Source organism: Mycobacterium sp. AZCC_0083, from assembly GCF_014202335.1.
In the GTDB taxonomy this organism is placed as follows: domain Bacteria; phylum Actinomycetota; class Actinomycetes; order Mycobacteriales; family Mycobacteriaceae; genus Mycobacterium.
Map to the genome: position 1 here is coordinate 221,665 of NZ_JACHGP010000011.1, position 25,912 is coordinate 247,576.

General features: G+C 66.3%; 23 protein-coding genes. 9 read left to right on the forward strand and 14 right to left on the reverse strand.

From position 1 onward, the window contains the following. From HNP02_RS27025 to HNP02_RS27040, 4 genes are all read right to left on the reverse strand, one after another. Nucleotides 1-1,305, reverse strand: coding sequence for a Dyp-type peroxidase (locus HNP02_RS27025; protein ID WP_184443698.1), 1,305 nt, complete (start codon nucleotides 1,303-1,305; stop codon nucleotides 1-3). After that, complete coding sequence (gene efeO / locus HNP02_RS27030) at nucleotides 1,305-2,576, reverse strand: iron uptake system protein EfeO (RefSeq protein WP_184443699.1); 1,272 nt, start codon at nucleotides 2,574-2,576, stop codon at nucleotides 1,305-1,307. The genes HNP02_RS27025 and efeO overlap by 1 nt, the downstream gene beginning before the upstream one ends. Beyond that, the gene (gene efeU, locus HNP02_RS27035; protein ID WP_184443700.1) at nucleotides 2,536-4,134 is read right to left on the reverse strand and encodes an iron uptake transporter permease EfeU; all 1,599 of its coding nucleotides are present in this window, start codon (nucleotides 4,132-4,134) and stop codon (nucleotides 2,536-2,538) included. The genes efeO and efeU overlap by 41 nt, the downstream gene beginning before the upstream one ends. 643 nt (nucleotides 4,135-4,777) lie before the next feature. Next, a complete protein-coding gene (locus tag HNP02_RS27040; RefSeq protein WP_255506982.1) occupies nucleotides 4,778-5,098 on the reverse strand; it encodes a hypothetical protein in 321 nt (106 codons plus the stop codon). 159 nt (nucleotides 5,099-5,257) lie between these two features. On the opposite strand from HNP02_RS27040, the gene HNP02_RS27045 reads away from it, so the two are divergent. Then, a complete protein-coding gene (locus HNP02_RS27045; RefSeq protein WP_184443701.1) occupies nucleotides 5,258-5,653 on the forward strand; it encodes a tautomerase family protein in 396 nt (131 codons plus the stop codon). Between the two features lie 48 nt (nucleotides 5,654-5,701). Here the strand turns inward: HNP02_RS27045 and HNP02_RS27050 are convergent, their stop codons facing one another. Further along, entirely contained in the window at nucleotides 5,702-6,547 is an 846-nt protein-coding gene (locus HNP02_RS27050; RefSeq protein ID WP_184443702.1) for an oxidoreductase, read from the reverse strand. Nucleotides 6,548-6,785: 238 nt separating this feature from the next. On the opposite strand from HNP02_RS27050, the gene rhaI reads away from it, so the two are divergent. From rhaI to HNP02_RS27075, 5 genes are read left to right on the forward strand one after another with little or no spacing between them, the layout of a single operon-like run. Then, the gene (gene rhaI, locus HNP02_RS27055) at nucleotides 6,786-7,934 is read left to right on the forward strand and encodes an L-rhamnose isomerase (protein WP_184443703.1); all 1,149 of its coding nucleotides are present in this window, start codon (nucleotides 6,786-6,788) and stop codon (nucleotides 7,932-7,934) included. Between the two features lies 1 nt (nucleotide 7,935). After that, the gene (locus HNP02_RS27060) at nucleotides 7,936-9,984 is read left to right on the forward strand and encodes a bifunctional aldolase/short-chain dehydrogenase (protein WP_184443704.1); all 2,049 of its coding nucleotides are present in this window, start codon (nucleotides 7,936-7,938) and stop codon (nucleotides 9,982-9,984) included. Between the two features lie 22 nt (nucleotides 9,985-10,006). Then, nucleotides 10,007-11,449 carry a rhamnulokinase family protein gene (locus HNP02_RS27065; RefSeq protein WP_309241703.1) on the forward strand — a complete coding sequence of 481 codons (1,443 nt, stop codon included), beginning with the start codon at nucleotides 10,007-10,009 and terminating at the stop codon, nucleotides 11,447-11,449. 1 nt (nucleotide 11,450) lies between these two features. Next, nucleotides 11,451-12,686: an alpha-hydroxy acid oxidase gene (locus HNP02_RS27070; protein WP_184443706.1), complete on the forward strand. Its 1,236-nt coding sequence runs from the start codon at nucleotides 11,451-11,453 to the stop codon at nucleotides 12,684-12,686. Nucleotides 12,687-12,697: 11 nt separating this feature from the next. After that, nucleotides 12,698-13,696: a LacI family DNA-binding transcriptional regulator gene (locus HNP02_RS27075; RefSeq protein WP_309241708.1), complete on the forward strand. Its 999-nt coding sequence runs from the start codon at nucleotides 12,698-12,700 to the stop codon at nucleotides 13,694-13,696. 6 nt (nucleotides 13,697-13,702) lie between these two features. Here HNP02_RS27075 and HNP02_RS27080 read toward each other — a convergent pair whose 3' ends face one another. Continuing rightward, on the reverse strand, nucleotides 13,703-14,464 hold the full coding sequence (locus HNP02_RS27080; RefSeq protein WP_184443707.1) for an SDR family oxidoreductase: 762 nt from the start codon (nucleotides 14,462-14,464) through the stop codon (nucleotides 13,703-13,705). 23 nt (nucleotides 14,465-14,487) lie between these two features. After that, on the reverse strand, nucleotides 14,488-14,814 hold the full coding sequence (locus HNP02_RS27085) for a sugar-binding domain-containing protein (protein WP_184443708.1): 327 nt from the start codon (nucleotides 14,812-14,814) through the stop codon (nucleotides 14,488-14,490). 379 nt (nucleotides 14,815-15,193) lie between these two features. Here HNP02_RS27085 and HNP02_RS27090 point away from each other — a divergent pair, with 379 nt between their 5' ends. Continuing rightward, nucleotides 15,194-16,927 carry a hypothetical protein gene (locus HNP02_RS27090; protein ID WP_309241704.1) on the forward strand — a complete coding sequence of 578 codons (1,734 nt, stop codon included), beginning with the start codon at nucleotides 15,194-15,196 and terminating at the stop codon, nucleotides 16,925-16,927. Here HNP02_RS27090 and HNP02_RS27095 read toward each other — a convergent pair. After that, nucleotides 16,893-17,291 (reverse strand): salicylate esterase, encoded by a 399-nt coding sequence (locus tag HNP02_RS27095; RefSeq protein ID WP_184443709.1) that lies wholly within the window; start codon nucleotides 17,289-17,291, stop codon nucleotides 16,893-16,895. The two genes, HNP02_RS27090 and HNP02_RS27095, sit on opposite strands and share 35 nt — an antisense overlap. 5 nt (nucleotides 17,292-17,296) lie before the next feature. Next, complete coding sequence (locus HNP02_RS27100) at nucleotides 17,297-17,548, reverse strand: epoxide hydrolase N-terminal domain-containing protein (RefSeq protein ID WP_184443710.1); 252 nt, start codon at nucleotides 17,546-17,548, stop codon at nucleotides 17,297-17,299. 136 nt (nucleotides 17,549-17,684) lie between these two features. Between HNP02_RS27100 and HNP02_RS27105 the strand changes: the two genes are divergently transcribed. Beyond that, the gene (locus HNP02_RS27105; RefSeq protein ID WP_184443711.1) at nucleotides 17,685-17,921 is read left to right on the forward strand and encodes a hypothetical protein; all 237 of its coding nucleotides are present in this window, start codon (nucleotides 17,685-17,687) and stop codon (nucleotides 17,919-17,921) included. Between the two features lie 95 nt (nucleotides 17,922-18,016). Here HNP02_RS27105 and HNP02_RS27110 read toward each other — a convergent pair whose 3' ends face one another. The 5 genes from HNP02_RS27110 to HNP02_RS27130 form a co-directional block, all read right to left on the reverse strand. Further along, on the reverse strand, nucleotides 18,017-19,252 hold the full coding sequence (locus HNP02_RS27110; protein ID WP_184443712.1) for an NAD(P)/FAD-dependent oxidoreductase: 1,236 nt from the start codon (nucleotides 19,250-19,252) through the stop codon (nucleotides 18,017-18,019). Further along, on the reverse strand, nucleotides 19,252-20,667 hold the full coding sequence (locus tag HNP02_RS27115) for an NAD(P)/FAD-dependent oxidoreductase (protein WP_184443713.1): 1,416 nt from the start codon (nucleotides 20,665-20,667) through the stop codon (nucleotides 19,252-19,254). Before HNP02_RS27115 ends, HNP02_RS27110 begins: the two co-directional genes overlap by 1 nt. After that, on the reverse strand, nucleotides 20,619-22,049 hold the full coding sequence (locus HNP02_RS27120) for an FGGY family carbohydrate kinase (protein WP_184443773.1): 1,431 nt from the start codon (nucleotides 22,047-22,049) through the stop codon (nucleotides 20,619-20,621). The genes HNP02_RS27115 and HNP02_RS27120 overlap by 49 nt, the downstream gene beginning before the upstream one ends. Beyond that, complete coding sequence (locus HNP02_RS27125) at nucleotides 22,049-22,843, reverse strand: DeoR/GlpR family DNA-binding transcription regulator (RefSeq protein WP_184443714.1); 795 nt, start codon at nucleotides 22,841-22,843, stop codon at nucleotides 22,049-22,051. The genes HNP02_RS27120 and HNP02_RS27125 overlap by 1 nt, the downstream gene beginning before the upstream one ends. A gap of 107 nt (nucleotides 22,844-22,950) precedes the next feature. After that, on the reverse strand, nucleotides 22,951-24,207 hold the full coding sequence (locus tag HNP02_RS27130) for an MFS transporter (protein WP_184443715.1): 1,257 nt from the start codon (nucleotides 24,205-24,207) through the stop codon (nucleotides 22,951-22,953). Between the two features lie 141 nt (nucleotides 24,208-24,348). Here HNP02_RS27130 and HNP02_RS27135 point away from each other — a divergent pair, with 141 nt between their 5' ends. Continuing rightward, nucleotides 24,349-25,830: a cytosine permease gene (locus tag HNP02_RS27135; RefSeq protein ID WP_184443716.1), complete on the forward strand. Its 1,482-nt coding sequence runs from the start codon at nucleotides 24,349-24,351 to the stop codon at nucleotides 25,828-25,830. Nucleotides 25,831-25,912: the final 82 nt, after the last annotated feature.

Here is a 25,912-nt window from a genome sequence, read left to right on the forward strand (position 1 = left end):
TCAGGCGAATAGCGGTTGGCCGATGTAGTGACCTTCTTCGGGTGCGGGAGGGATCGCGAAGATCGCCGAGCCGATGTGGCGGATGTACTCGTTGAGGAGGTCGTGCGCGCCGAGACGGGTCTGAAGACGGATGAAGTGTTGCGGGTCGTTCTGGTAGGAGATGAACAACAGCCCGGCATTGAGCTCGCCGTCGGCGTCCAGGCCGTCGGTGTAGTTGTAGCTCCTGCGCCGAATCATGATGCCGTCGTTGTTCTCCCGTGCGGCGAGGGCGACGTGCGACAGCGGGTCGATGACTGGTGCGCCTGCCCCGTCGTGGGCAGCGAAGTCGGGGGTGTCGAATTCAGCGCTCCCGGTCAGAGGCGAGCCCTCCTGCTTGTGCCGCCCGAAGATCTGCTGCTGATTGCCGACGCGGTCGGTATCCCACGTTTCCAGCAGCGTTCTGATCTTGCGGACCACTTGGTAGGTGCCGCCGTTCATCCACGGCTGGTCGCCGCCCGAGACCCAGACGTAGCGGGAGTACTCGTCGCTGGTGGCGATGTTGCGGGTCCCGTCCTTGAACCCCAACAGGTTTCGTGGTGTCTGCTGACCGGGGCCTGCCGAGGCGCGGCCGAAGCCGAGTACCGCCCAAGAGGGAGACACGATGCTGCGCCCGAACCGCGCCAGGTTGCGCACCGCGTGGTAGCAGACCTGCGGGTCGTCGGCACAGGCCTGCACGCTGAGGTCGCCACCGGTGAACTTGGGATCGAGGGTGTCGCCGTTTAGCGGCGGCAGCGGCGAGAACAGTGCCGGCTTGTGCGACGCGAGACCGAACCGCTCGCCGAACACCGAAGGGCCGAGCCCGATCGTGACGGTCAGGCTCGCCGGGCTCAGCCCGAAGGCTTCACCGGTGTCGCCGGGAGGCTGAACCTCGACGCCCGGTTGCACCGAGCCCACGGGCGCGCCCTGCTGCAGCACCGCAGCCGCGGCCGACCACCGGGCCAGCAGGGTCTGCAACGACCTTCGGGTCGCCGCGTCGGCGAACGTGAACGTCATGAAGACGCTGTGACGTTGCGGCGGAGTCTCGATGCCGCCCTGGTGGCCCTGTCCGTAGAACGGGTAGCTGCCATGGAGGTCGACGACGTCGTCAACGTTGGGTGACGACGCCATCGCCATACCTGCGGCGCCCCCGGCGATCCCACCGAGGGCGGCTCCGCCAAGTCCCGCCCACAGTGCGCCGGAAAGCATTCCGCGCCGGGACACCCCCGGTGAGGCGACCTGTGGGGCCGCCTCTCGAGGGGTGTCCGGTTCAATGCCGTCGGCCGTCATCAGGTGGCTGAGACCACCTTCTGCGCGACGGTGGACAGACTTTCGTGCAGCGGCTGGATCACCGCGGTGAGCTTGGCCGCGTCGGCCGCCCGCACCTGAGGCGTGTACACCTGGTAGCCGCCGAGCGCTTTCGCATCCCGGTAGCCGTCGAGCGTCGTCAGTACCGTCTGGAATTGCTGATCGAGCTGCGTCACCAGGTTGGCGTCGATCTTCTGCAGACCCGGCCGGAGGGAGGCGTAAGCCTGTTGTGCGCCTTCGACATTGCCTGCGAAGTCCACCAGGTCGATGTGGCTGAAGGCTTCCTCTTCACCGTTGATCTTGGTGTTCTGCACCTCTTCGATCAGATCGGCGGCGCCGTTGGCGAGATCCTCCGGCTTGTACTGCAATGGCCCGACGACGCCGACGAGCTTGCCGACGTTGCCGACCAATTCGGTGCTGAGCGCCTTGGTGGCGGGCGTGATGGCATTGCCCTGCCAGAGGTCACGTTCGATGGCGTGGAAGCCCCTCCAGCCCACCTTGTCGTCCACCGGGGTCGACTCGCGCATGTCGATGAGGTAGTCGAGGTTGCCTGCGTTGTCGTCGACCGCGAAGCCGGGGATCACGAAACCCTCAACGCTCGACTCGGCCCGCTCGTAGAACGGCCGCGCCGTGGCGTAGGCGGTCTTTGCGGCCTCGACGTTGCCCGACTGTACGGCCGTGTCGAGCGCCTTGGCCGCCGTGTTCAGCTGGTTGACCTGGTCGACCACGTAGGCCGAATAGTCCTTGGTCCCTTGGCTCAGGATCGTCTGCACGGTGCCGGTGGGCGCCGATGGGGCCTGGCCGGTGACGGTGAAGTCGAGGTACTCCGATCCCGCACCCGGGCAGTACACCTTGTACTTTCCGCCGTCGAGGGTGACGGTGAACGAGACCGGATCGAGGCCGGGCGCGAGGTTCTCCTTCTCACCCACGATGCGCTGGTCCTTCAACAACTCCATCTCGGTGATACCGGGTGCACTGGTGTTGGTCACGTTGAAGGTGACTGGCCCGGCGGGCACCGTGGCGGAGTCCAGTGAGCACGTGTCCTTCCCGGCATCGTTGGCCAGCGTGACGTTCACCGCCTTGACGCCGTTGGCGGCACTCGAGCTCGTGCCTGCGCTGCCCGGGGTGCTCTTGGCGGCATCGTTGCTCGGACTGCACGCGGTGGCCGAAAGGGCCAGCGCTGCAGCGGCGGCCGGCACGACCAGCCAGATGTTACGAGACAACGATCTCGTCTCGCTTCGGCTGTTCACCATGATGTTGTTGTTTACCTTCCGTTTTCGGAGTCTTGAGGCCGCTGCGGACCGCGACGCATGAAACGGCCACGGCGGCCGCGCCCAGCACGATCGGGAGCCACACCGTCCACAGCGTGCGTTCCCTTCCGTCGTTGTCGGCCTGGGTGATCTGCGCCGCGGCCGCGTCGTCGTCGGAGGTCGCGGTGGCCCAATCGGTGTCGAGGCCGCCGAGACTGACGACCTTGGGGGTGACCAGACCGCCACCACTGAGAGTCGCCACCCGCGTACTGGCGCCCTCGGCCGCGACGACGTCGTCGCCATGGACGCGCACCGTGTAGACGGTGCTGGCGCTCCAGGTGGCGTCGAACGGTCCGGGAGTGCGTGCGCTTCCCAACCCGACAGGCAGACGTCCCCCGGTCAGGTGCGCCAACTCACCGAGGTTGATCGGGGTCGTGGTGACGCCGGGGTCGGTGGAGACCTTTGCCTGCAAGACGGTGACGTCGACGCCATCGACCGCCTGCTGACCCGCGTCGTCGAGCCGGATATGTTGGTCCTCATCGCCAGGGCCGGTGACGGTTAGTGTGCGAAACGGCCCGTCGGTGCCGACCGTGACGGTCGCGGCGCGTCCGCCGGCGGTGGTGACCGCACGCGTCGGCCCCGGCGAATCGGCGCCGACGGCCGGGACGAACACGGCCAGCGCCGCCGCGGCCGCCGCGAGTCCCGCCGCGGTGCACACCAGGATTCGGCGTTTCGCGACGGGCGCCGGGGCGAGCCGTACCGGCCACAGGAACACGATCAGGACGGGCACGGCATAGAGGAGCCAGCCGAGTACTTCGATCAGGCGGGGATCGGGAGGAACTCCGAACATTCCCGTGATCAACGCCCCAAGAACGGATTTCGTGGGCATCCAGCCCGAGAGGTCGAACGCACGCTGCTGACCGATGCTGATCCAGCCCGCCTCGTGCGCCGTCCGCAGACTGCTCATCACGAGACCGGCGGCGATGAACACCAGGAAGACTCCGGTGATGCGGAAGAACCGGCCCAGATCGAGTTTGAGACTGCCCAAGTAGATTCCGGCGCCCAAGGCGATCGCCACGGCGATGCCTGCCAGGCCGCCGAGCACGGCGAACCACCGACTGCCATGCGTCGCCTGGGCGGCCGCAAGCAGGAAGACCGCGGTTTCGAATCCCTCCTTGAGCACGGCGAGGAAGGCCATGACCGCAAGTGCGAACGCACCGCCGCTGTTGATCGCTTGTGCCGCTTCCCGTTCCAGCTCACCCTTCATGCGAAAGGCGTAGCGGTTCATCCAGATGATCATCGTCGTCACGAAGACGACGGCGATCGCGCCGATGACCGTCTCCAGCATCTCCTGCTGGCGCTGGGGGAGTGATGCGGACACGACCTCCAAGCCCGTGCCGACCGCGATGCTGATGGCGACGGCCAATCCGACGCCGATGAACATGGGGCGTACGGGCTTGTCGTTGCGTTTGAGGAAGGCGCCGACGATGCTGACGATGAGCGTGGCTTCGAGACCCTCGCGCAGCCCGATGAGGAACGTGCCAACGAAGATGCCCTGCACGTTTCTCCCGTCACCTCAGGCCACCGGCCGCTGAACCCAGCTCTGGGTAAGGTTAGGCTTACCGGTGCGGGCGTGACAGGCTCGTGGGCACTTGCCCAGGCAACTCACAGCGATCCTCACAGAGTCCGCCGGTTCGGCGAAACGTTGGCGAGGTCAGCCGTGGTCGGCGAGGAGTTCGGCTGTCTGCGAAGCAGTTTCGACGGCGACGCGCATCACGTCTAGCACGACCGGAAGGCATTCGTTGCCGAGATCGGACAACACGTACTCGCAGCGAGTGCCGTTGGGGGACTGGTACGGCCGCCTGACGATCAACCCCGGCGGAGACGAACTCCTTCAGGTGTGCCGATGCGGCCATGCTCGACAAGCCCGCCCGGCTCACCAGGTCATCGAATCGCCGGGCGCCGTGGAACGCCTCACGGAGCAGGGTCATCGCCGAGCGCGCGCCGATCAACTCCAACGAACGCTCCAGCGAGCCCACACTGGCGGTCGGTGCGGCTCGTTCGGAACCCAGACGTGCCATCTCATGACGATAGGGAGAACGTCGTACGGATCTAACCGTGCCACCAACAATCGCAGAACACTCCAAGCTGGTTCGAGCACCACCTTGGTAGTCAAGGGAATTGAATCTCAGCCTGGATCCGATTCAGCCGAGCCCGACTCCGATGCCAAACGAGCCGCTGTCCTCGTCCGGATGATTCGGGCATGACACGTCGACGTATGCAGTGGTGCGGCTTTCGGGGGAGTCGCCTGGAATGTTGACCCCGGTCACCTGACACACGTCGAGCGGTTCGGTGTTGAAGCCACTCACCCAGTTGATCTGAACGATGTAACCCTCACTCTTCAATTCATTGATGACGGTGTCGGCAGATCCGTGAGGCACCGGTTCGGCGGCAGCCACTGGCGCAGCGGCAATGGCGGCGGCGATCAACATCAACGGTGCGAGGTGTGCCGGCTTCAGCGACATTTGGCCCTCCAAACTGCTTGGGCGTGTAGCCCCAGGGTACGGATCCGGGGGTCGGTGTGCGGACGGTTGAGTCAGGGGGCAGGCGACCCGCCAGCGCTACGATGAGATCAACACCTGCCATGAATGGACCGCCTCCTACTCCCCGAAAATCGGGATCTCATGCCACTCTTCACCGTCACCATGCGTTCCGGCAGAACGGTGACGGAGAAGGACGCAATATCCGCCGCCATTCACGAAGCCAGCGTCAGCGCTGGCTATCCCGAGGACGATCACTTCCAGAGGTTCATCTCCTTGGACGAGGCCGACTTTCGCGTCAGCCCTCGCTATCCCGATCTGCAGAAGCCTCGCAGCGAGCACGTCCTGATGATCGAGGTCTTGGTCTCGTCGGGGACTGCTGACGACAGGAAGCGCTTGCTTCTGTCGGCGATCGTGACTCGACTACAGGCGGCAGGATCGGATCCCAACGACGTCATTGTCTTCTTCGGCGAGATCGACCGTGCCAGTAGCTCCTTCGGAGGCGGGCGTCTAGCTCAGCCCGTCGAGGTGCGGCCCTGAACGCTCACTGACCCTTCGGTCACGAGCGGTAGTCAAAGGATTTGAGTCTCAGCCCGACGTCACGTCGTCATGATCCGTCGACACCGACAGGTCATGCCAGGCGGCCTGCTCGGCCGCGACCACCTGCAGCTTCTTCGCAACCGCGGCATAGGCGTCGCGGCCGAGCTGGAGGCGCAACGGCGGTTCGGCAACGTCCCCGATGTGGACTATCGCTGCCGCTGCCTTGACCGGATCGCCCGGCTGGGCGTGGTTCACGTCCGTCGCGGTGGTGCGCGTCGCGCCTGCGGTCTCGGCATAGTCGTCGATGATCGCCGCCTCGGTGTGCAGGCTGGACGCGTCGAGGAAGTCGGTCCGGAAATAGCCGGGTTCCACGATGGTGACGGCGATCCCCAACGGTGCCAACTCGGCGGCGAGGGCTTCGGAGAACCCTTCGAGGGCGAACTTCGTTGAGCAGTAGACGCCCCAGCCGGCCGCTCCGCCGAACCCGCCGATCGAGGAGATGTTGATGATCCGGCCGGACCGCTGCGCCCGCAGTGTCGGCAACACGGCTCGGATGACGTTGAGAACACCGAAGACGTTCGTGTCGTAGACGGAACGCGCGGCCGCGTCGGATGCTTCCTCGGCGGCGCCCAGTAATCCTCGGCCTGCGTTGTTGACCACGACGTCGATCCGGCCGAACTTCTGGACGGCCGCGGCGACCGCTTCGGCGATCTGGGCTTCGTCGGTGACGTCGACGGCGACGGGAAGCACGCGGTCGCCGGCATCTGGGAATCGGTCGGTGATGCCGGTGGTGTTGCGGGCCGTCGCGACGACTTCGTGGCCCGCGGCGAGGGCCTTGTCCACGATCTCGGCACCGAACCCGCGGGACGCGCCGGTAATGAACCACACACTCATGTTCGGATCTCCCTCGGCGAAGACTGGCGGTGTCTCACTCGAATCTATGTCAGTGAATGGGGTCCAGGTGGAGTGTCGCAGGGGACGGTTTGGATGGCGCACGTCGAGCCGCGACGTCGGTGTTGACTTCGCATTGTAAAGGTGTCTATGGTCCAGATCACTTATTGAAACGTTTCAATGCGGATCGGCACGGGCGTTGCCGCAAGCCCGGCGGCACCGCAATGGAGGTGATAGAGCGATGAACGCGCTGCTGGACGACCTCGCCATCGAGCTGCCGTCGTGGGCGTTCGGTAACTCCGGCACCCGATTCAAGGTGTTCGGCACGCCCGGGACTCCGCGCACGGTGCAGGAGAAGATTGCCGACGCCGCAACGGTGCACGGGTTCACCGGCATGGCTCCCACCGTCGCGCTGCACATCCCGTGGGACCGCGTCGACGACTACGCCGCACTGGGGGCCTACGCCCGCGAGCACGGTGTCGAGCTGGGCACCATCAACTCCAACACCTTCCAGGACGACGACTACAAGTTCGGCAGTCTGACCCATACCGACAAGGCCGTTCGGCAGAAGGCGATCGACCACCACCTGGCTTGCATCGAGATCATGGACCAGACGGGATCGCGGGACCTGAAGATCTGGCTGGCCGACGGCACCAATTACCCGGGCCAGGGCGACATCCGCGGCAGGCAAGACCGGTTGGCCGAATCGCTGTCCACCATCTATCAGCACATCGGCGAAGGCCAACGGATGGTGTTGGAGTACAAGTTCTTCGAGCCGGCGACGTACATGACCGACGTACCCGACTGGGGCACCGCCTATGCCCAGGTCTCCGCCCTTGGTGACCGGGCAATGGTCTGCCTGGACACCGGGCACCACGCACCGGGCACCAACATCGAGTTCATCGTCGCGCAGCTGCTGCGGTTGGGCCGGCTCGGGTCGTTCGACTTCAATTCGCGCTTCTACGCCGACGACGACCTGATTGTCGGTGCGGCCGATCCGTTCCAACTGTTCCGCATCATGTTCGAGGTCATCCGCGGTGGCGGGCTGGAGTCCGGATCGGGTCTGGCGTTGATGCTCGACCAGTGTCACAACGTGGAGGCCAAGATTCCCGGTCAGATCCGCTCGGTGCTGAACGTCGCCGAGATGACCGCTCGCGCGCTGCTGGTCGACACCGCCGCGCTGGCCGCGGCGCAGGACGCGGGCGACGTGCTGAGCGCCAACGGCATCTTCATGGACGCCTTCTATACCGACGTCCGTCCCGCGATGGCACAGTGGCGCGCCGAGCGCGGCCTTCCCGAGTACCCGATGCGGGCGTTCGCCGAATCCGGATATCAGCAGGCCATCGACGCCGAGCGCGTCGGAGGTACACAGTCCTCCTGGGGAGCATGACATGACGAACCCGACCGTCGCCGAGCTGATCGCCCGGTCCAACCGGCTGGGCAACGATCCGCGCAACACCAACTACGCGGGTGGCAACACCTCGGCCAAGGGCATCGAGGTCGACCCCGTCACCGGTGATCCAGTGGATCTGCTGTGGGTCAAGGGATCCGGCGGAGACCTGGGCACCCTGACCGAGGGCGGCCTCGCGGTGCTGAGGCTGGACCGCATGCGGGCTCTAGTCGATGTATACCCCGGCGTCGAGCGCGAGGACGAGATGGTGGCGGCGTTCGACTACTGCCTGCACGGCAGGGGAGGCGCCGCGCCGTCGATCGACACCGCGATGCACGGCCTGGTGGACGCCGCGCATGTCGATCATCTGCACCCCGATTCCGGAATCGCGCTGGCGACCGCGGCCGACGGGGAGGCGCTGACCAAACAGATCTTCGGCGATCGCGTGGTCTGGGTGCCGTGGCGTCGGCCCGGATTCCAACTCGGGCGCGACATCTCGGACATCAAGGCGCGCAACCCCCAGGCCATCGGGACCATCCTGGGCGGGCACGGCATCACCGCGTGGGGCGACACGTCGGCAGCGGCGGAGGCGCACTCGCTGGAGATCATCGAGACCGCGCAACGCTACATCGACGCCAACGGGCGTCCGCAACCGTTCGGCGCGCCACTCGCCGGCTTCGGCGCCCTACCCGACGAGCAGCGTCGCTCCAAGGCCGCCGAACTGGCGCCGTTCATCCGCGGCCTCGCATCGACGGACCGCCCACAGGTGGGGCACTTCACCGACGATCCCCGCGTGCTGGAGTTCCTGGCGAGCACCGAGCATCGCCGGCTCGCGGCGCTGGGTACCAGCTGCCCCGACCACTTCCTGCGTACCAAGGTCAAGCCGATGGTGCTCGACTTGCCAGCCGACGCCTCGGTCGACGACTCTCGCACGCGCCTGGCCGCGCTCCACGAGGCGTATCGCGCGGACTATCAGGCCTACTACGGCCGGCACGCATCCGACGACAGCCCGGCGATCCGGGGCGCCGACCCGGCGATCGTGTTGGTCCCCGGTATCGGGATGTTCAGCTACGGCAAGGACAAGCAGACCGCGCGCGTGGCAAGTGAGTTCTTTCTGAACGCCATCAACGTGATGCGCGGCGCCGAATCGATCTCGACGTACGCCCCGATCGACGAAGCGGAGAAGTTCCGCATCGAGTACTGGGCGCTGGAGGAGGCGAAGCTTGCCCGGATGCCCAAGCCGAAGCCGTTGGCCACGCGCATTGCGCTCATCACCGGCGCCGCCTCCGGGATCGGCAAGGCCATCGCGACGCGCCTCGCCGCCGAGGGGGCGTGCATCGTCATCGCCGACCTCGATGCCGGGAAGGCTGAGGCCGCTGCCTCAGAAATCAGAGATGCGATCGGCTCCGCTGATATCGCGGTCGGCATCGCCGCCGACGTGACCGACGAGTGCGCGATCCAGGCCGCGGTCGATGCGTGCGTGCTCGCGTTCGGCGGCATCGACATCGTCGTGAACAACGCAGGCCTGTCTCTGTCGAAGTCGCTGCTGGAGACCACTGCCGAGGATTGGGATCTGCAGCACAACGTGATGGCCCGAGGATCGTTCCTGGTGTCCAAGGCCGCGGCACGGGCGCTGATCGACCAGAAGCTCGGCGGCGACATCATCTACATCTCGTCCAAGAACTCGGTGTTCGCCGGGCCCAACAACATTGCCTACTCGGCGACCAAGGCCGACCAGGCCCACCAGGTGAGGCTGCTGGCTGCCGAACTCGGCGTGCACGGCATCAAGGTCAACGGGATCAATCCCGACGGGGTGGTCCGTGGCTCGGGCATCTTCGCTGGCGGCTGGGGCGCCAAGCGGGCAGCCGTCTACGGCGTCCCCGAGGAGGACCTCGGCAAGTACTACGCGCAGCGCACCTTGCTCAAACGTGAAGTGCTGCCGGAGAACATCGCCAATGCCGCCTTCGCGCTGTGTACGTCGGACTTCTCCCACACGACCGGCATGCACGTGCCGGTGGACGCGGGTGTGGCGGCCGCATTCCTCCGATGAGCGTCTTCGCGAGGATCCGACGGTGACATCGGCTCGGTTCGTCGCGGTCGACCTCGGCGCCACCAGCGGCCGGGTCATCCTCGCCGACATCGGTCCCGGCTCGCTGAAACTGCGTTCCCTGCACCGCTTCTCCAATGATCCGGTGTACCTGTGGAACGGGGAACGCACCGCCATGCATTGGGATCTTCCTGGACTGTTCGCTCAGGTGTGCACGGGGCTCGCCGAGGGGCAGCGCGCCGCCGACGACCTGACGAGCGTTGGAGTTGACTCGTGGGCCGTCGACTACGGCCTGCTGCGGGAGGGAAGGCTGCTCGGGCTGCCCCACAACTACCGCGACGCCAGGTGCGCATTCGGCGCCGACGCGGTGCACGCGACGCTCACCCAGGAGCGGATCTTCGCCCGAAACGGTCTGCAGTTCCTGAACTTCAACACGATGTTCCAGTTGGCGGCCGACCGCGCCGCCGGTCTTCTGGACCTGGCAGACGCCGCGCTGCTGGTGCCCGATCTGATCGGCTACTGGCTGACCGGCCGCAGCGCCACCGAACGCACCAACGCCTCGACCACCGGTCTGCTGGGCATCGACGGGCGGTGGGACCACGAACTCGAGACGATGCTCGGCCTTCCTGGTCTCTTCCCCCAGCTCACGGAACCGGGCACCGAACTCGGGACGGTACTACCGGAGCTAGCCGCACGGGCCGGCCTGCACGATGGGCTGAAGGTGACGACGGTGGCATCGCACGACACCGCCTCGGCCGTTGTTGCGGTACCGATGCGCGCTGAGTCGGCCGCCTACGTCTCCTGTGGCACGTGGGCCCTGGTCGGGGTGGAACTGGATCGCCCGATCGTCAACGAGGCGGCGCGTACCGCGAACTTCACCAACGAGGTGGGTGCCGACGGGCGAATCCGGTTCCTGCGCAACGTGATGGGGCTGTGGGTGCTGAGCGAGACGGTTCGGCACTGGGAGCGCGACGGGTCACCCGTCGACCTCCCGTTGCTGCTCGAGCAGGCTGCCGCCTGCCCGCCGATGGACGTGTTCGAAGCCGACGACCCACGCTTCATCGATCCCGGTGACGTCCCCGACCGCATCCGCGGCTGGTACGCCGAGCGTGGGTTGCGCGCTCCCGAGAGCAGGCCCGAGATGGCCCGCGCGATCGTGGTCAGTCTTGCGGCGGGGTTCGCCCGTGGGGTGGAGCAGGCAGCGGCGCTGTCGGGGGTTCCGGTGGATACCGTGCACCTGGTGGGCGGCGGGGCCCGTAACCGGTTGTTGTGCCAGCTGGTCGCCGATCACATGGGCAGGCCAGTGGTTGCCGGTCCCGTGGAGGCCACGGCGATCGGTAACGTACTGATCCAAGCCCGGGCGCACGGCGTGCTGAGCGGCGATCTGGACCAGCTGCGCGGCACCATGGCGACCGCGTTGCCCACTGAACGCTTTGAGCCGCAACGGACCCCGGCGGGAAGGGCCTGACATGAAGCGAAGACTACCGAGCAGGCACGACCTCGCGCCGCTCGTGCAGTTCAAGAAACCGGAGTTCGACGCCAAGAAGCGCAGGCTCGACAAGGCGCTGACGATCGAGGATCTGCGCCGCATCGCCAAGCGACGCACCCCCCGTGCCGCCTTCGACTACACCGACGGGTCGGCGGAGGCGGAGTTGTCCATCGCCCGCGCCCGGCAGGCGTTCGAGGACATCGAGTTCCACCCGGCCATCCTGCGCGACGTGTCGACGGTGGACACCGGCTGGGACGTCCTTGGCGCCCCTGTCGCCATGCCGTTCGGCATCGCGCCCACCGGGTTCACCAGGATGATGCACACCGAAGGCGAGATCGCGGGCGCCCGGGCCGCCGCACGGGCCGGCATCCCGTACACGCTGTCGACCATGGGCACCACGTCCATCGAGGACGTCAAGGCAGCGAACCCCCTTGGCCGCAACTGGTTTCAGCTGTACATGTGGAAGGACCGCGACCGTTCGATGGCGCTCGTCGAGCGCGCCGTCGCCGCGGGATACGACACCCTGCTGGTCACGGTCGACGTCCCGGTGGCCGGCGCGCGGCTGCGCGACAAGCGCAACGGCATGTCGATCCCGCCGGGACTCACGCTGGGCACCATCGCCAATGCCCTGCCCCGGCCGCAATGGTGGATCGACTTCCTCACCACCGAGCCGCTGGCGTTCGCATCGCTGGACCGGTGGTCGGGAACGGTCGCCGAACTGCTGGACACCATGTTCGATCCGACGGTCACGTTCGACGACCTGGCCTGGCTCAAGTCGCAGTGGCCGGGGAAGTTCGTGGTGAAGGGCATCCAGACGGTGGCCGATGCGCGTGCGGTCACCGACCTGGGCGTCGACGGCATCCTGTTGTCCAATCACGGTGGGCGGCAACTTGATCGAGCCCCCATCCCGTTCCACCTGCTGCCCGCGGTCGCCGCGGAGGTGGGCAGTGACGTCGAGATCCTGCTGGACACCGGGATCATGTCGGGTGCCGACGTGGTGGCGGCGATCGCGATGGGTGCGCGGTTCACGCTGATCGGCCGCGCGTACCTGTACGGGTTGATGGCCGGGGGTGAGACCGGTGTGGATCGCGCCATCGAGATCCTGTCCGGCCAGGTGGAGCGGACCATGCGGCTCCTCGGGGTCACGTGCCTCCAGGAGCTGACCCCGGCGCACGTCACGCAGTTGACGCGGTTGCCGCCGCGACCGAGGTCGTAGGTCCGTTGGCGATCGTGGGGATCCGTGACGTGGCGGCGGAGGCGTCGGTATCGGTGGGGACGGTCTCCAACGTGCTGAACGCGCCGGAGCGGGTCGCGCCTGCCACGGTGGCCCGCGTCCATGCGGCCATCGAGCGGCTTGGTTTCGTCCGCAATGACGCGGCTCGTCAGTTGCGTGCGGGACGGTCGAGGTGCGTAGGCCTGCTGGTACTCGACGTGGGCAACCCCTTCTTCACCGACGTGGCCCGGGCCGCCGAAAGACGCGCCGCGGGACATGATCTGGTGGTGCTGCTCGGCACCTCCGACGACGATGCACAGCGCGAGCGGGCCTATCTGGACACGTTCGACGAGCAGCGGGTGTTCGGCCTGCTGATCTCGCCGGTGAGCGACGATCTGGACCGGGTCCGTGCGCTGCACGGCCGCGGCGTCCCCGTGGTCCTGCTGGATCGCGATGGCACAGGAACCCCATTTCCGTCGGTGGCGGTCGACGACGTCGCGGGCGGCAGGCTGGCCGTGCGCCATCTGTGCGAGCGGGGTCGCCGTCGCCTGGCCTACGTGGGCGGTCCCTCGGGGCTTCGTCAGATCACCGACCGTCTCGCAGGGGCGCGCGCCGCTGTGGCGGAGTTCCCGGGCGTGTCCCTGGAGGTGATCCCGACCGATGAGCCGAGCGTGTTGGCCGGACGCGCTGCGGGAGAGCGGCTTTCGGTGTGCGCGCCTGGGCATCGGCCCGACGCGGCGTTCTGCGCCAATGACCTGCTGGCGATCGGGTTGCTGCAGGGCTTGACGGGTGGCGGGCTGCGCGTGCCCGACGACGTGGCGCTCATCGGCTATGACGACATCGACTTCGCGCGTTCCTCGGGGGTACCGCTGTCGTCGATCCGGCAGCCCAGCAGTGACATCGGCACGACGGCGATCGAGCTGTTGATCGCCGCGGCCGGCGCGCCGGCGGCCGCGCCGCGCCACGTGGTGTTCCGGCCGGAGTTGGTGGCGCGGGCGTCGACCGCTACGTGATGGTCGCTACTTGATGGTGTAGCCGCCGTCGACCACGAGGTCGGCGCCGTTCACCATCGCCGCGGCATCGGAGACGAGAAATATTGCGGCAGCAGCGATCTCGTCAGGGTAGGCGAACCTGCCCGTGGGGATCAGCTTCTTCAGTGCGTCGCCCTTGGGGTTGTCCCACGCCTTTACCCCGAGATCGGTGAGCACCACGGTGGGGGAGATGGTGTTGACGCGGATCCCGCGGGGTGCCCACTCGGCAGCCAGCACCTTGGACAGCCCGACGACACCGAACTTCGATGCGCAGTAGGCCACGTGCTGGTCGATCGCGACGGTGGCGGCTTGCGACGCCATGTTGACGATGACCCCGCCGCCCGCCGCGAGCATGTGCCGTCCCACGGTCTGGTGCATCAGGAACGTGCCCTTGAGGTTGACCGCGATGGTCGAGTCCCAGTCCGACAGCGACAGGTCCTCGGCAGGGGCAAGCCTGGCGATTCCGGCGCTGTTGACCAGTACGTCGATGCGACCGAACTCGTCGACGACCGCATCGACCGTTCTGGTGATGTCGTCGGGATCGCCTACGTTGCAGGCGAATCCACGGCTGCCGGGGAGTCGGGAGGCCAGTTCGGCTGCGCCGTCCTCGTTGAGATCGACCGCGGCGATCGTGGCGCCCTTGGTCGAGTAGGCCCCGGCGATGGCCGCGCCGATGCCCGACGCCGCGCCGGTCACCAGCGCCACCTTGCCGTCGAGCCGGAAGTCGAAGTCCACCTTGGGCCCTGACACGTCGTCGATCCTCTCCGTTCGGGCTAGTTGAGCACCGCTGCCGCGATGACGGTGTCGGTGACCAGGGAGGACACCAAGCCCGAACGCAGTACCGCACGCGTGGCAGCGATCTTGTCGACACCGGTGACGGCGTAGGCGTGTTCGAGTCCGTACCGCTTTTGCAGTGCCGTCGACAGTCCGACGTCGATGGACCCCGGATTGTGGATCTTGATCTCCACCATGCCGGATTCGATCGCCTCGTCCAGCATGCGGGTGACCTTGAAACGGGACAGCCCGAATTCGTCGGCGATCTGGATCCGGGTGCGGCCCTCCAAGTAGTAACGCCGCGCGATCACCGCCCGCTGAAACAACTAATCTGGTCCCACGCCGGATCCTCTCCTTTCTCTGGCGCCCGCGCCGAGCTGCTGCACGTATGTGCGCGCTCATCGACACATGAGCATAGGGGTTGCATGATCCACGTCAGAGCCTTTGTGCACGAGGCCCACACTCGTCGGTGAGGCCCGAGGCTAAGATCGCACCCTTTGCTCAGTGATCGCTCCTCAGTGCGCACCCAGTGGGCTCTGAGTCCAAATGTGCATTACAGCGCCATTGTTGGCAGGTGCCGAATTGACGGCCGCGACGGCAAATTCGACACGCCGAGCGCCTCCCAGGAAACTTCGTCTCGTCGGTCAGTATCTGTAGCAGCGCAGACTGCGAGCTGTTTTCCGACACGAACCTGGGGATGAGCGAGTGCTCCAGAGAAGACGTCGGCGGCGTGGCCGCCGCCTGTGGACGGTCGCCACCGCGACGGTGGTCGCCCTGGCGTGCACTACCGCGGTCAGCACCGAGCTCTTGAGCTCCCGACCGCGCGAAGTCATCGCGGTCGTCGCAGGTTCCATCGACCCGGCGCCGACGACGACCGCCATCGCCGACTCGGACGTCTACGGGATGGCGCAGGCCGACGTGGACAAGACGATGGATGCGATTCGGTCGGCCAATGTCCGGTCGGTCCGACTTCTGATTCCGTGGGCCGGGGTGGAGGCCACGCAAGGCCAGCTCGACTGGAGCGTGGTGGACAAGACGGTGAACTCCGCCGCGGCCCGACAATTATCCGTTGTCGGCGTCGTGAACTCCTCGCCGATTTGGGCGGTCGCGCCCGGTGGGCAGTATCTGAGCGGCCGGCCCGCGTCGCCAGCCACGTACGGGGACTTCGTGGCCAAGGTTGCCTCGCGATACCAGGGAAAGATTGCCGCCCTGGAGATTTGGAACGAACCCAACGGAATCCAGTTCTACACACCGGCACCCGATCCTGCGGGGTACGTCGACCTCCTGAAGGCGAGCTACGCCAAGATCAAGGCGGTCGACCCGTCGATCGTCGTTCTCGGGGGGTCGATGGGCTCGATCCTCGACTACGGCGGCGCGGCAATCAGCCCACCGAACTTCTTGACCCAGATGTACGCCGCGGGGGCGAAAGGGTACTTCGACGCGCTGGCATTCCATCCCTACCACTACAGCCTGAAGTTCTCCGACGGCTTGCAACTGGAAGGCTCGCCTCTTCTGCAGTTGATGGCGATGCGGAACACCATGGTGGCCAACGGCGATGGCGATAAGAAGATCTGGTCGACCGAGTACGGCGAACCCTCGTCACAGGGCGGGGACGCGGTGCAGAACGCGTTCGTCACCGACATCCTGACCAAATGGCAGGAGTTGCCCTACACCGGTCCGATGTTCGTCTACACGACACGCGATGGGCAGTCGGGCGGTTTCAATGCCGTCGACACCTTCGGCGTACTGCGCGCCGACTGGACTCCCAAACCGGTATTGCAGACCGTCCAGGCCGCGGCGAGCGGCAGCCTCGCCAAGTCTGCTGAATTTCAGCGCTTTTCGACTGTCAACGACCCCAATCTGGGTACGCCGTTGAGCCCGGTCTACAAGGTCAATGCGCAGAACTGGGCTCAGATCAGAACCGTTGCCACCGTGTACGAAACGGCCTCGGGCTTCGTCACTTCGCCAACGCCGGTCGCGCGGAAGGCGGGCCTCTACGGCACGGTGCCGACCACGCCGTTCGCCAACGGTTATCAGGACTTCGACATGTACGACGGATTGAGGGTCTGGTACTCACCGGCCACCGGTGCCCATTCGGCGCGCAAGGGGATCTACGACGCGTGGACCCCCGCGCTCGGCCTGGCGATCTCCGATATGACTGGTGGCGGACTCGGGAGTCAGTGCGAGTTCGAGAACGGCACCATCTCGTGGTCGCCATTCGGCGGCGCACAGGTGACCTTCAAGAATGGCCAGAACCCGGGTACGCCGACGACCCCGCCGACGACCCCGGGTGGGCCGACAACCCCGCCGACGACCCCGGGTGGGCCGACAACCCCGACGACGACCCCGGGACAGCCAGATCAGCAGAACCCGATAAGCGCGGTGCTGGCGTTTCTCCTCGGGATCATCGGGGGACTCGGCGGGGCCGTAACCCGCTAGTCTCGCCCGGCTTCGACGAATTTGTCGGCCAGGCCGATGGGTCGGTGAATACCGCTTCGTGGCTTCCCGGCATCTGGACCAACCGGAACTCCCCGAGACGGCTCGACATGCGGGGATGCCAGCCCGAATCGCCCGAGTCGCCGGCCGGCATCACCAGGTCGGCCGCGCCAACCAGGAAGCTGCGTGGAGTCTGTAACGAGTGGAACTTCGTCATGTTCAACGGCTCGACCCACCGCCCGAAGGGTTCGGACGACAGTTGGTCATAGGCACGCTGTACGAGATCAGGATCGCCGTCGTTGATGAACACGTCGCGCCACATGTCGAAGGGGATCGTGAAGGTGTTGTCAGTCGATTCGGCAGCCATCTGCGTCAGCGAATCGACATTGTCTGGCAACATCTCGAGCGCGGTCTCGCCGTCGTTGAGGACGTAGGCACGACCGCGCGCCAGTCGAACTCGTTGCGCCAGTAGTCCACCAGTTCGGCGAGGTAGCCCGGGGGTGTGCCGTGGGTCCAGTCCGTGCCGGACAACGCGGGCGCGAACCGGGTCCCGGCGAGGCGGCTGCGTAGATCGGCGAGCTGCTCCTCGGTGGTCTCGCTGCGGAACGGTCGTGGCTGCGTCACGGGTTTTCTCCTTGGGGGTGAAGGACTTCCCTTCGACCATGGCACCCACGCTGGCTCGCGGCTGGCGGAAAAACGACATCAGGTTCGACGTTCGTTTCTTCGGTTTATTCAACGTCGTGGTGAGACACTTGACACGATGTCGGATCTCGTCACCATCATCCTGATAGTGGTCGCGTTGGCGATCGTCAGCGCACTGATCTGGGCCCTCGACAGAGTTCGCAATGACGGCACCCATCCTTTGACCAGTCCCGACTGGACCCTTCTCGCGACCATTCTCACGCGCCGATCTCAACGGCGGCGGTCAAAGCGGCGCGCTGCCCGCACTTCAGAGTCCGAAGACCCGGGGCCGGAAACCAAGAGCGATTGCAGCTAGGCCTCGGCCATTGCGGTCGTTCATATTGTGCTCAGGGCTGTGATCCGTCGACGACCACAGCCCTAGGCGCAATCTCAACGCAGGCGTGCAGAGCGTTAGACGAGGGAAATGGTGACCGGGCCGCCCGTCGTGTCGACGCGGGTCAGCACGCCGGCAGGAACGCGGAACACCCGTCCCGGCGATGCCGGCCACGGCAGAGTCTTGGTGGCGATCGTCTTACCTTCTTGGCGCACCGCGACCCGCGGGATGCGGACCAACGCGTCGGTCCACAACAGCAGCCGGTTTCGGGCAGGCGCACGGTCGTGGGGTCGCAGGATGCCCGGCGAGATCCACCGCAGTGGCGATTCCACCTGTAGCCGAACACCTTCGGCGACATTCTGCGCTCCGTTGAGGTAGTCGCGCACGGCGTGTGCGACGTGCGCGCCATCGAGTGCGGCGATGTCGGCGGTGTCGACCGGGTGCAACAGATTTCCCGCGGCGAACACCCCGTCGTGTCCGGTACGCAGGGCGGTGTCGACGAGGGGCCCCAAGGTTTGGTCGTCCATGGGAAGTCCGGCGGATCGGGCGAGTTCGTGGTCCGGGATCCAGTCGCCGGTCAGAATCAGGTTGTCGCACTCCACGATTCGGCGGTTGCCGGTATCGAGGTTCTCGATCTCGACGGCCTGCAGCGTGGGCTTGCCGATGATGCGCACCAGTCGGGTGCGCGTGGCGACGTCCACGCCGAGCAGCGGGGACTTCCCGGCGATGTTGAACACGCCGTACGACTCCGGGCTCGGGTAGGTGGTGGTCATGAGTTCGGTTCGGCAGCCGGCGTGTTTGAGTGTCAGCACCGCTGACCAGCTGACCAGTTCGGCACCCACGACGATGGCTCGCCTGCCCACGGTTCGGTGGTGCAGGTGCACGAGGTTCTGTAGCTGGCCGGTGGTGTAGACCCCTGAGGGGCGGTCACCCGGGATCAGCCGGGCGGTCCTTGGCCGTTCGCGCGCGCCGGTGGCCAGCACGATTGCGCGGGCGTCCACCCGCAGGCGGCCGTGCGGCGACGTCACCGCGAGGGATCGGTCGCCGTGCCATCCGGTCACCATGGCCTCGGTGAGGACGTGTGCGCCCGCCGCGCCGGCCCTGCTCACCAGCTTGCGTGCGTAGGCGGGTCCGGTGATGAACGTTTTCATGTCGCGGATGCCGTAGCCGAGATGGTCACTGTGGCGGGGGATTCCACCGGCAACGGCCTCACGTTCCAGGACGGTGACGTCGAGGCTGTGATCCTTGGCCAGCTCGGCTGCGGCGGTCAGTCCGGCCGGCCCGCCGCCGATGATGGCGACGTCGGTCTTCATCAATGGCCTCGACTGTCCACGAGGTTCTGTACGTCGGCTCCGCAGTAGAAGCCTTGGCAGCGGCCGTTCATGACGCGGGTGCGCCGTCGAAGGCCTTCCAGGTTGCATGGCGGGATGACCGATGCGAATGCGTCGCGGATCTCCCCGGCGGTGACCCGCTCGCAGAAGCAGACGATCTTGCCGTAGGCCGCATCGGCGGCGATGGCGTCGCCGTCCTGGTAGGGCCGGGTGAACGCCTCGCCGATGTTCGGCATCCGGGGCGGGTCGGGCAGTTCCGGCTTGGCGGCGAGGGGCACGCCGGCGTCCTGGAGCAGGCCGTGTACGTGCTCGGCGATGGCCATCCCTGCGGTCAGGCCCGTCGAACGGATGCCCCCGATGAGCAGATAGCGTTGTGTGGGGTCGGCCTCGACGAGGTAGTCGCCGTGGTCGATCGCGGCGCGGAGCCCGGAGTATGCGGCAGTGACTTCCTCGGCGAGCAGTTTCGGCATCAGTTTGGCGCCCTTGGAGAGCAGGAACTCGAAGCCGGCCTCGGAAGTGCCTGTGGCGGTGCGGTCGTCGAGGTCTTCGGCTGTGGGCCCAAGCATGACGTTGCCGTAGATGGTCGGGCTGACGAGCACTCCCTTGCCTAGCGCAGACGGGACGGGAAGGACGATCTTGTCGACGAGCGGGCGGGCCAGTTTGTCGTAGACGAGCAACTCGCCGCAGCGTGGCGTCACGGTGAAGCGTTCTAAGCCGAACTCGCGGTCCAGGATGTCGGCGCCGAGGCCCGCCGCGTTGACGACCCACCGCGCCTCGACGGCGCCCGCGCTGGTGTGCATGGTGGTGGTGGCGTCGCCGACCTCGATGCTGCGGACCTCGTGGTTCAGCAGCAGAGTGGCGCCGCGGTTTACGGCGTCCGTCGCCAGTGCCAGGTTCGTGGTCCAGGTGCAGATGATGGACTCGTCGGGCACCGTCAGCCCGCCAAGGGCGCCGTCGCCGAGATCGGGCACCTGTCGGTACACCGCTGGGGCGTCGACGATTTCGCAGTGCTGGTAGCCGTTGGCCTCGGCCTTGGCCTTCAAGGTGGGTAGCGCGTCGAGTTGCTCGGCGTCCCAGGCGACAAGCAGCGCGCCGGTGTGTTCGACCGGGATGCCGGCCTGCACGGCGTAGTCGGATAACAATTGGTAGCCGCGGCTGACCATGCGTGATTCCAGCGTCCCGGGTTTGGCATCGAACCCGGTGTGCAGGATGGCGGTATTCGCCTTGCTGGTGCCGTCGCCGACATCGGAGCGCGCGTCGAGCAGTGCGACCGACAGTTGGCAGCCCGCGAGGTCGCGCGCGACGGCCGATCCGACGATGCCGGCGCCGACGACGACGACGTCGTAGGTCACCGTGTCTCCCGCGGTGCGAACGTTGCCGATGCCAGGGTGCGCCATGCTGCGCGGAATTCCGTTGCGCGGTCAGGGCTCCACTGCGGTTCATAGGTCGACGACGGCTGCCATGGCGGCGAGACGTCCTCGATTCCGCGGCCAGGATCCAGACTCAACTCGGCCAGTGCCGCCGCGCCGAGGGCGGTGGCGTGCGGGGACGGGTACACGTCGATCGGCATCTGCAGGATGGAGGCGGTGGCCTGCATGAGAACTCTGGACTGGGTCAGGCCACCATCGACGCGCAACCGTGTCAACGGCGCACCGGTGTCGCGCGCGACAGCCGAAACCAGTTCGGCGACTTGAGCGGCGATGCCCTCCAGGACGGCCAGCACCAGGTGCTCGCGTCCGGTGGACAGCGTCATTCCCAAGAGAGCGGCGGTGGCATCGGATCGCCACCACGGCGCGGCCAGGCCGGCGAGTGCGGGCACGCACAACACGCCGTCGCTGTCGGCAGCGGCCACTTTGTCGAGGTCCTGGGCGCCGTCGATCACCCCCAGCGACGTCAGCCACCTGACCGCGGACGCGGCGGTGTAGACCTGCCCGTCGGTGCAGTACGCGGCCGTGCCAGCGGTGCGCCAGGCCACCGAGGACGTGAGGCCGTATTGCGAGCGGACCGCTTCGGTGCCGGTGTTGGCCAGCAGGAACGCCCCGGTTCCGAAGGTGCACTTGGCCATCCCCGGCGTCAGGCAGCCTTCTGCGAGCAGCGCCGCCTGTTGGTCGACGACGAGACCGCCGACGGGGATGTCTGCTCCGAAGGCGTTGGTGGTCCCCACGATCTGATCGTTGGACACGATGTCGGGCAGCGGCTCGTCTTCCAGGCCGAACAACTCGAGAAGCGTTCTGTTCCAGCGCAGTTCGTCGATGTCTATGACGAGCGATCGACTGGCGGTGGACACGTCGGTGACGAACGCCCCGGTCAGTTGGTGAATCAGCCACGTGTCTGACGTGGTCACCACCCCGGCCGTCTCGAGGTTGCGGCGCAGCCACGCCATCTTCGGCGCCGAGAAGTATGGGTCGAGCACTAGCCCGGTGCGCTCGGCGATGAACTCGGTGTGGGCGGCGAGGTCCGCGCAGATGCCCTCCGCGCGGCGGTCCTGCCACACGATGGCGGGGGTCAACGGGCGCCCGCTGTCCCTGTCCCACGCCATGACGGTTTCGCCCTGGTTTGCCAGGGACACGGCGCGGATTGGTCTGGCGGCCATGGCAATCGCCCGCCGACCGACGTCCAACACCGATTCGAGCATGTCGGCGGGGTCCTGCTCGACGCCGCCGCCTGGTAGGTAGCGGGGGTTGATCGCGGTCTCGGCGACCCCGACAATGCCGTCTTCGGGGTCGAGCACCACGGCCTTGGTTCCCGACGTGCCCTGATCGATGGCGAGGACGGCCATCACGCGCCACGCACGTCGTCGGTGATCTCGGGCGACGCGATGATGCCTCCGGCATCGGCGATGGCGCGGGAAAGATCGTCGGGGACAGTGGAATCGGTGATGATTCCGTCCAGAGCGGAGAGCGCGCACACCCGGTGCGGCGACACGCGGCCCAGCTTGGAGGAATCGGCAAGGACGTAGCTGTGGGCACTGTTGGCGATGATGGTCGTCTTGACCTCCACCTCGTCGAGGTGGAAGTCGGTCAGGCCGACATCGGCTGCGACGCCGCCGGATCCGAGGAAGGCGATGTCGGCGTACAGGTCGGCGAAGAATGCCTTCGCGTGGCCGTTGGCGCAGGAGAGGTCGCCTCCTCGTACCCGACCGCCGCACACCAGCAGTTCGATCCCTGGCCGGTCAGCCAGTTCGGTGGCGACGAGCAGCGATGGGGTGGCGACGGTGCCGCGGAAGTCGTGCGGGATCGCTCGGGCCACCTCCACGGCGGTGGTGCCGATGTCGATCACCACCGTCTGCCCGTTTCGCAGCAGTTCCACGGCGACGCGCGCCAACGTGGTCTTCGCGTCGCGTTCTGTCGTCGACCGCACGGTGAACGATGGCTCTTCACCGGAACCCCGCGTGGCTGCGGTGGCCGCACCGCCGTGCACCCGGTGGATGACGCCGCGTTCCTCGAGGACTGCCAGGTCTCGGCGTACCGTCTCGGCCGACACGGCGAGCAGTGCCACCAGGGCTTCCGTGCTCACCACGCCCGTGGCGGTGACCGCGTCGGTGATGGCCCGATGGCGTTCTACCGGTAACACGGATCAGACCGATTTGTGGATCGATGCCTGTTCATGCCCGTAAGTGTGGATTATTGACTGACAGCAGTCAAGCATGGTCCCCAATATTGGACAGTCGCCAGTAGGAGTCAGCGCGACGGGGCGTACGCGGTCGCCTCGGTACCGAACCGCAGTCCCGTGGCGTCCCTGCCGAACCACGTCAGCACGGCGACGGCGAGCAGCACCGGCACGATGGTGGCGACCAGAGCGAACGGATAGGAATGCGTGGCAGCCAAGTGCTCCTGGATCGGAAGGTTGAAGGCGGCCAACAGGTTTCCCAGTTGGTAGGTGACGCCGGGATAGAAGCCGCGGATCGCGTCAGGCGACATCTCGGTCAGATGCGCGGGGATGACGCCCCATGCGCCCTGCACCGCCACTTGCATCAGGAACGACCCAAGGCAGAGCATCGCCGCCGTATGGGACAACGCGAAGAGCGGCACGATGGGCAGACCCAAAATGGCGCAGAAGACGATCATGTAGCGGCGGCCGAATCGCCCTGACAGGGTGCCGAACACCATTCCGCCGATGATGGCACCGACGTTGTAGATCACGGCGATCAGTTTTGCGGTCTCACTGGACAACCCGGCACCACCGTTGTGGGTGGCCTGCAGGAATGTCGGATATACGTCTTGGGTGCCGTGGCTCAGCCAGTTGAACGCGGTCATCAGCGCGATCAGGTAGATGAACCGCCGCACGATGACGGGGTTGGTCAGCACGTCGCGAATTCTGGTGCGGGTCACACGCATCTGATCCTGCGCGGCCTCCCACACCTCCGATTCACGCACTCGCGATCGGATGATCAGGCTGATCAGGGCGGGGATGATCGACAGGCCGAACAGCCAGCGCCAGGAGAGGTCGAGCCAGTCGATGACCACCAGCGACGCTACGGTCGCAAGCAGGTAGCCGATCGAGTAACCCGCCTGCAGCAGACCCGAGAAGAACCCGCGCCGTTCGACGGGAATCTTCTCCATCGCCAGCGCCGCACCCAGGCCCCACTCGCCGCCCATGCCGATTCCGTACAGCAGGCGCAACACCACCAGGACCGTAAAGGTGGGTGCGAAGGCACAGAGGAAGCCGACAACCGAATAGAAGACGACGTCCACCATCAGCGGGATGCGTCGACCCACTCGGTCTGCCCACAGGCCGAACAGGAACGCGCCGACCGGGCGCATGAACAGGGTGGCGGTGGTCAGAAATGCGACTTCGGTGGTGGAGATGTGGAACGTCTTGGCGATGTCGGCATAGACCAGAACGACGATGAAGTAGTCGAACGCATCCATCGTCCAGCCGAGTTGGGCAGCCACGAACGAGTTGCGCTGGTCGGACGTCAGCGGTGCACGAGCCACTCTCGGGGGGTTCCCTACGGACGGCCGGACTACCTGTCAGTTTCCTGTGAATCTGGCGCGATCCTCCACTTCGCCGGACTCGCTCCCGTTGCCCGTGCTTGCGTGCACCTCAGTCATTTCCTTCGAACAAGGAGGCCGCATATGTCCGGTGAAACGTTGCCTGCCAACCGTCGACGCGTCGGGGGAATCGAGGTGCGCTCGATCGACTACGTGCCGCTCGACGAACGGCACGGCAAGGTATGGAGTCAGGGCCCCTTGTGGTTCATGAGCAATGCCCAGATCGCGACGATGGCGGTCGGCACCTTCTCGGTCACGGGCGGCGGAAATCTGATCTGGTCGTTGCTTGCGATCATCGGGGGAGTCCTGTTCGGCACGTTCTTCATGGCGTTCCACTCGGCCCAAGGCCCACAGCTGGGGCTGCCCCAGATGATTCAGTCACGCCCGCAGTTCGGCTACGTGGGCGCACTGCTGGTCTGGGCGTTCGCATACCTCCAGTACTCGGGCTTCAACATCTTCAACACGATCCTGGCCGGCGACGCCCTGCACGCGACGGTTCATGGCCCGAGCAAGATGTGGATCGTCGTTGCCACCGTGGTGGCAGCGGTCGTGGCGTTGATCGGCTACGACCTCATCCACGGTGTCGAGCGCTGGCTGACGGCGGGCTTCCTCGTCATCTTCGGGCTCCTCACGATCGCGGTCTGCACGCTCGGCTATCCGGCGGGCTCGTTCGACCTCGCCGGCTTCAAGTGGACTCCCTTCCTCATCCAGTTCGGCGCCGTGGCCGGCTACCAGATCAGCTGGGCCATCTATGTTTCGGACTACTCCCGGTACCTTCCCCCGTCGGTCACCGTTCGCAAGACCTTCCTATGGACGTACTGGGGTTCTGCGCTCGGCGCCATCTGGCTGATGTGCCTGGGCTCGGCGTTGGCCGCGTGGGCAGGAGCAGATTTCGACACGATCGCCTCGCTGAAGGAGGCTGGCGATCACATGTTCCCGGGCTTCGGAACCATCGCCCTCGTCTTTTCCACGCTCGGCCTCATCTCGGTGACCGCATTGAACATGTACGGCGGGTCGCTCACCTTGATCAGCGCACTCGACTCGTTCAAGAAGGTGCTCCCGACAGCACGGGTGCGCATCGTCACCATCACCTTCACCGCGGTTCTGTCCCTCATCCCGGCGTTGCTCATCGGTGCGAACTTCCTCACCAACTTCGAGGACTTCCTGCTCTTGGTGCTCTACCTGTTCGTCCCGTGGACCGCGGTCAACCTCGTCGACTATTACATCGTGCGACGCGGGCACTACGCCGTCGCCGAGATATTCAATCCCCATGGCATGTACGGGCGTTGGGGCTGGCGGGGTATCGCGTCGTATCTGGTGGGGTTCGCGGCGATGCTCCCGTTCCTCAGCACCAGCAAGTACACGGGGTTCGTCGCGACCGAGCTCAGCGGGGCCGACATCTCGATGTTCATCGGTCTTCCGGTCGCGGGCATCCTGTACTGGATCCTGGCCAAGTCGGTCGACGTCGAGGCCGAGACGAAGGTCGCGCAGGCCGAGGCCGCGGAGCTGGAGCGATTGGCTCGTGCTCACCAGCGTCCTGAGGAGGACGCTGCCAGCGCGGGATGAACAGTGACGGGCAGCCTCGACGGTTGTACGAGCGGGCGGTCGCCCCGCACATGCGTGGCGACCGCCCTACTCTGCACGCTCG

What these genes read in the sequence shown, in the direction of transcription:
- rhaI (WP_184443703.1), top strand. Translation starts at nt 6,786, where the DNA reads ATGAACGCGCTGCTGGACGACCTCGCCATCGAGCTGCCGTCGTGGGCG.
- HNP02_RS27050 (WP_184443702.1), bottom strand. Translation starts at nt 6,547, where the DNA reads ATGAGTGTGTGGTTCATTACCGGCGCGTCCCGCGGGTTCGGTGCCGAG.
- HNP02_RS27060 (WP_184443704.1), top strand. Translation starts at nt 7,936, where the DNA reads ATGACGAACCCGACCGTCGCCGAGCTGATCGCCCGGTCCAACCGGCTG.
- HNP02_RS27115 (WP_184443713.1), bottom strand. Translation starts at nt 20,667, where the DNA reads ATGGCGCACCCTGGCATCGGCAACGTTCGCACCGCGGGAGACACGGTG.
- HNP02_RS27120 (WP_184443773.1), bottom strand. Translation starts at nt 22,049, where the DNA reads ATGGCCGTCCTCGCCATCGATCAGGGCACGTCGGGAACCAAGGCCGTG.
- HNP02_RS27070 (WP_184443706.1), top strand. Translation starts at nt 11,451, where the DNA reads ATGAAGCGAAGACTACCGAGCAGGCACGACCTCGCGCCGCTCGTGCAG.
- HNP02_RS27135 (WP_184443716.1), top strand. Translation starts at nt 24,349, where the DNA reads ATGTCCGGTGAAACGTTGCCTGCCAACCGTCGACGCGTCGGGGGAATC.
- HNP02_RS27095 (WP_184443709.1), bottom strand. Translation starts at nt 17,291, where the DNA reads ATGGCTGCCGAATCGACTGACAACACCTTCACGATCCCCTTCGACATG.
- HNP02_RS27110 (WP_184443712.1), bottom strand. Translation starts at nt 19,252, where the DNA reads ATGAAGACCGACGTCGCCATCATCGGCGGCGGGCCGGCCGGACTGACC.
- efeO (WP_184443699.1), bottom strand. Translation starts at nt 2,576, where the DNA reads ATGGTGAACAGCCGAAGCGAGACGAGATCGTTGTCTCGTAACATCTGG.
- HNP02_RS27025 (WP_184443698.1), bottom strand. Translation starts at nt 1,305, where the DNA reads ATGACGGCCGACGGCATTGAACCGGACACCCCTCGAGAGGCGGCCCCA.
- HNP02_RS27045 (WP_184443701.1), top strand. Translation starts at nt 5,258, where the DNA reads ATGCCACTCTTCACCGTCACCATGCGTTCCGGCAGAACGGTGACGGAG.
- HNP02_RS27040 (WP_255506982.1), bottom strand. Translation starts at nt 5,098, where the DNA reads ATGTCGCTGAAGCCGGCACACCTCGCACCGTTGATGTTGATCGCCGCC.
- HNP02_RS27105 (WP_184443711.1), top strand. Translation starts at nt 17,685, where the DNA reads ATGTCGGATCTCGTCACCATCATCCTGATAGTGGTCGCGTTGGCGATC.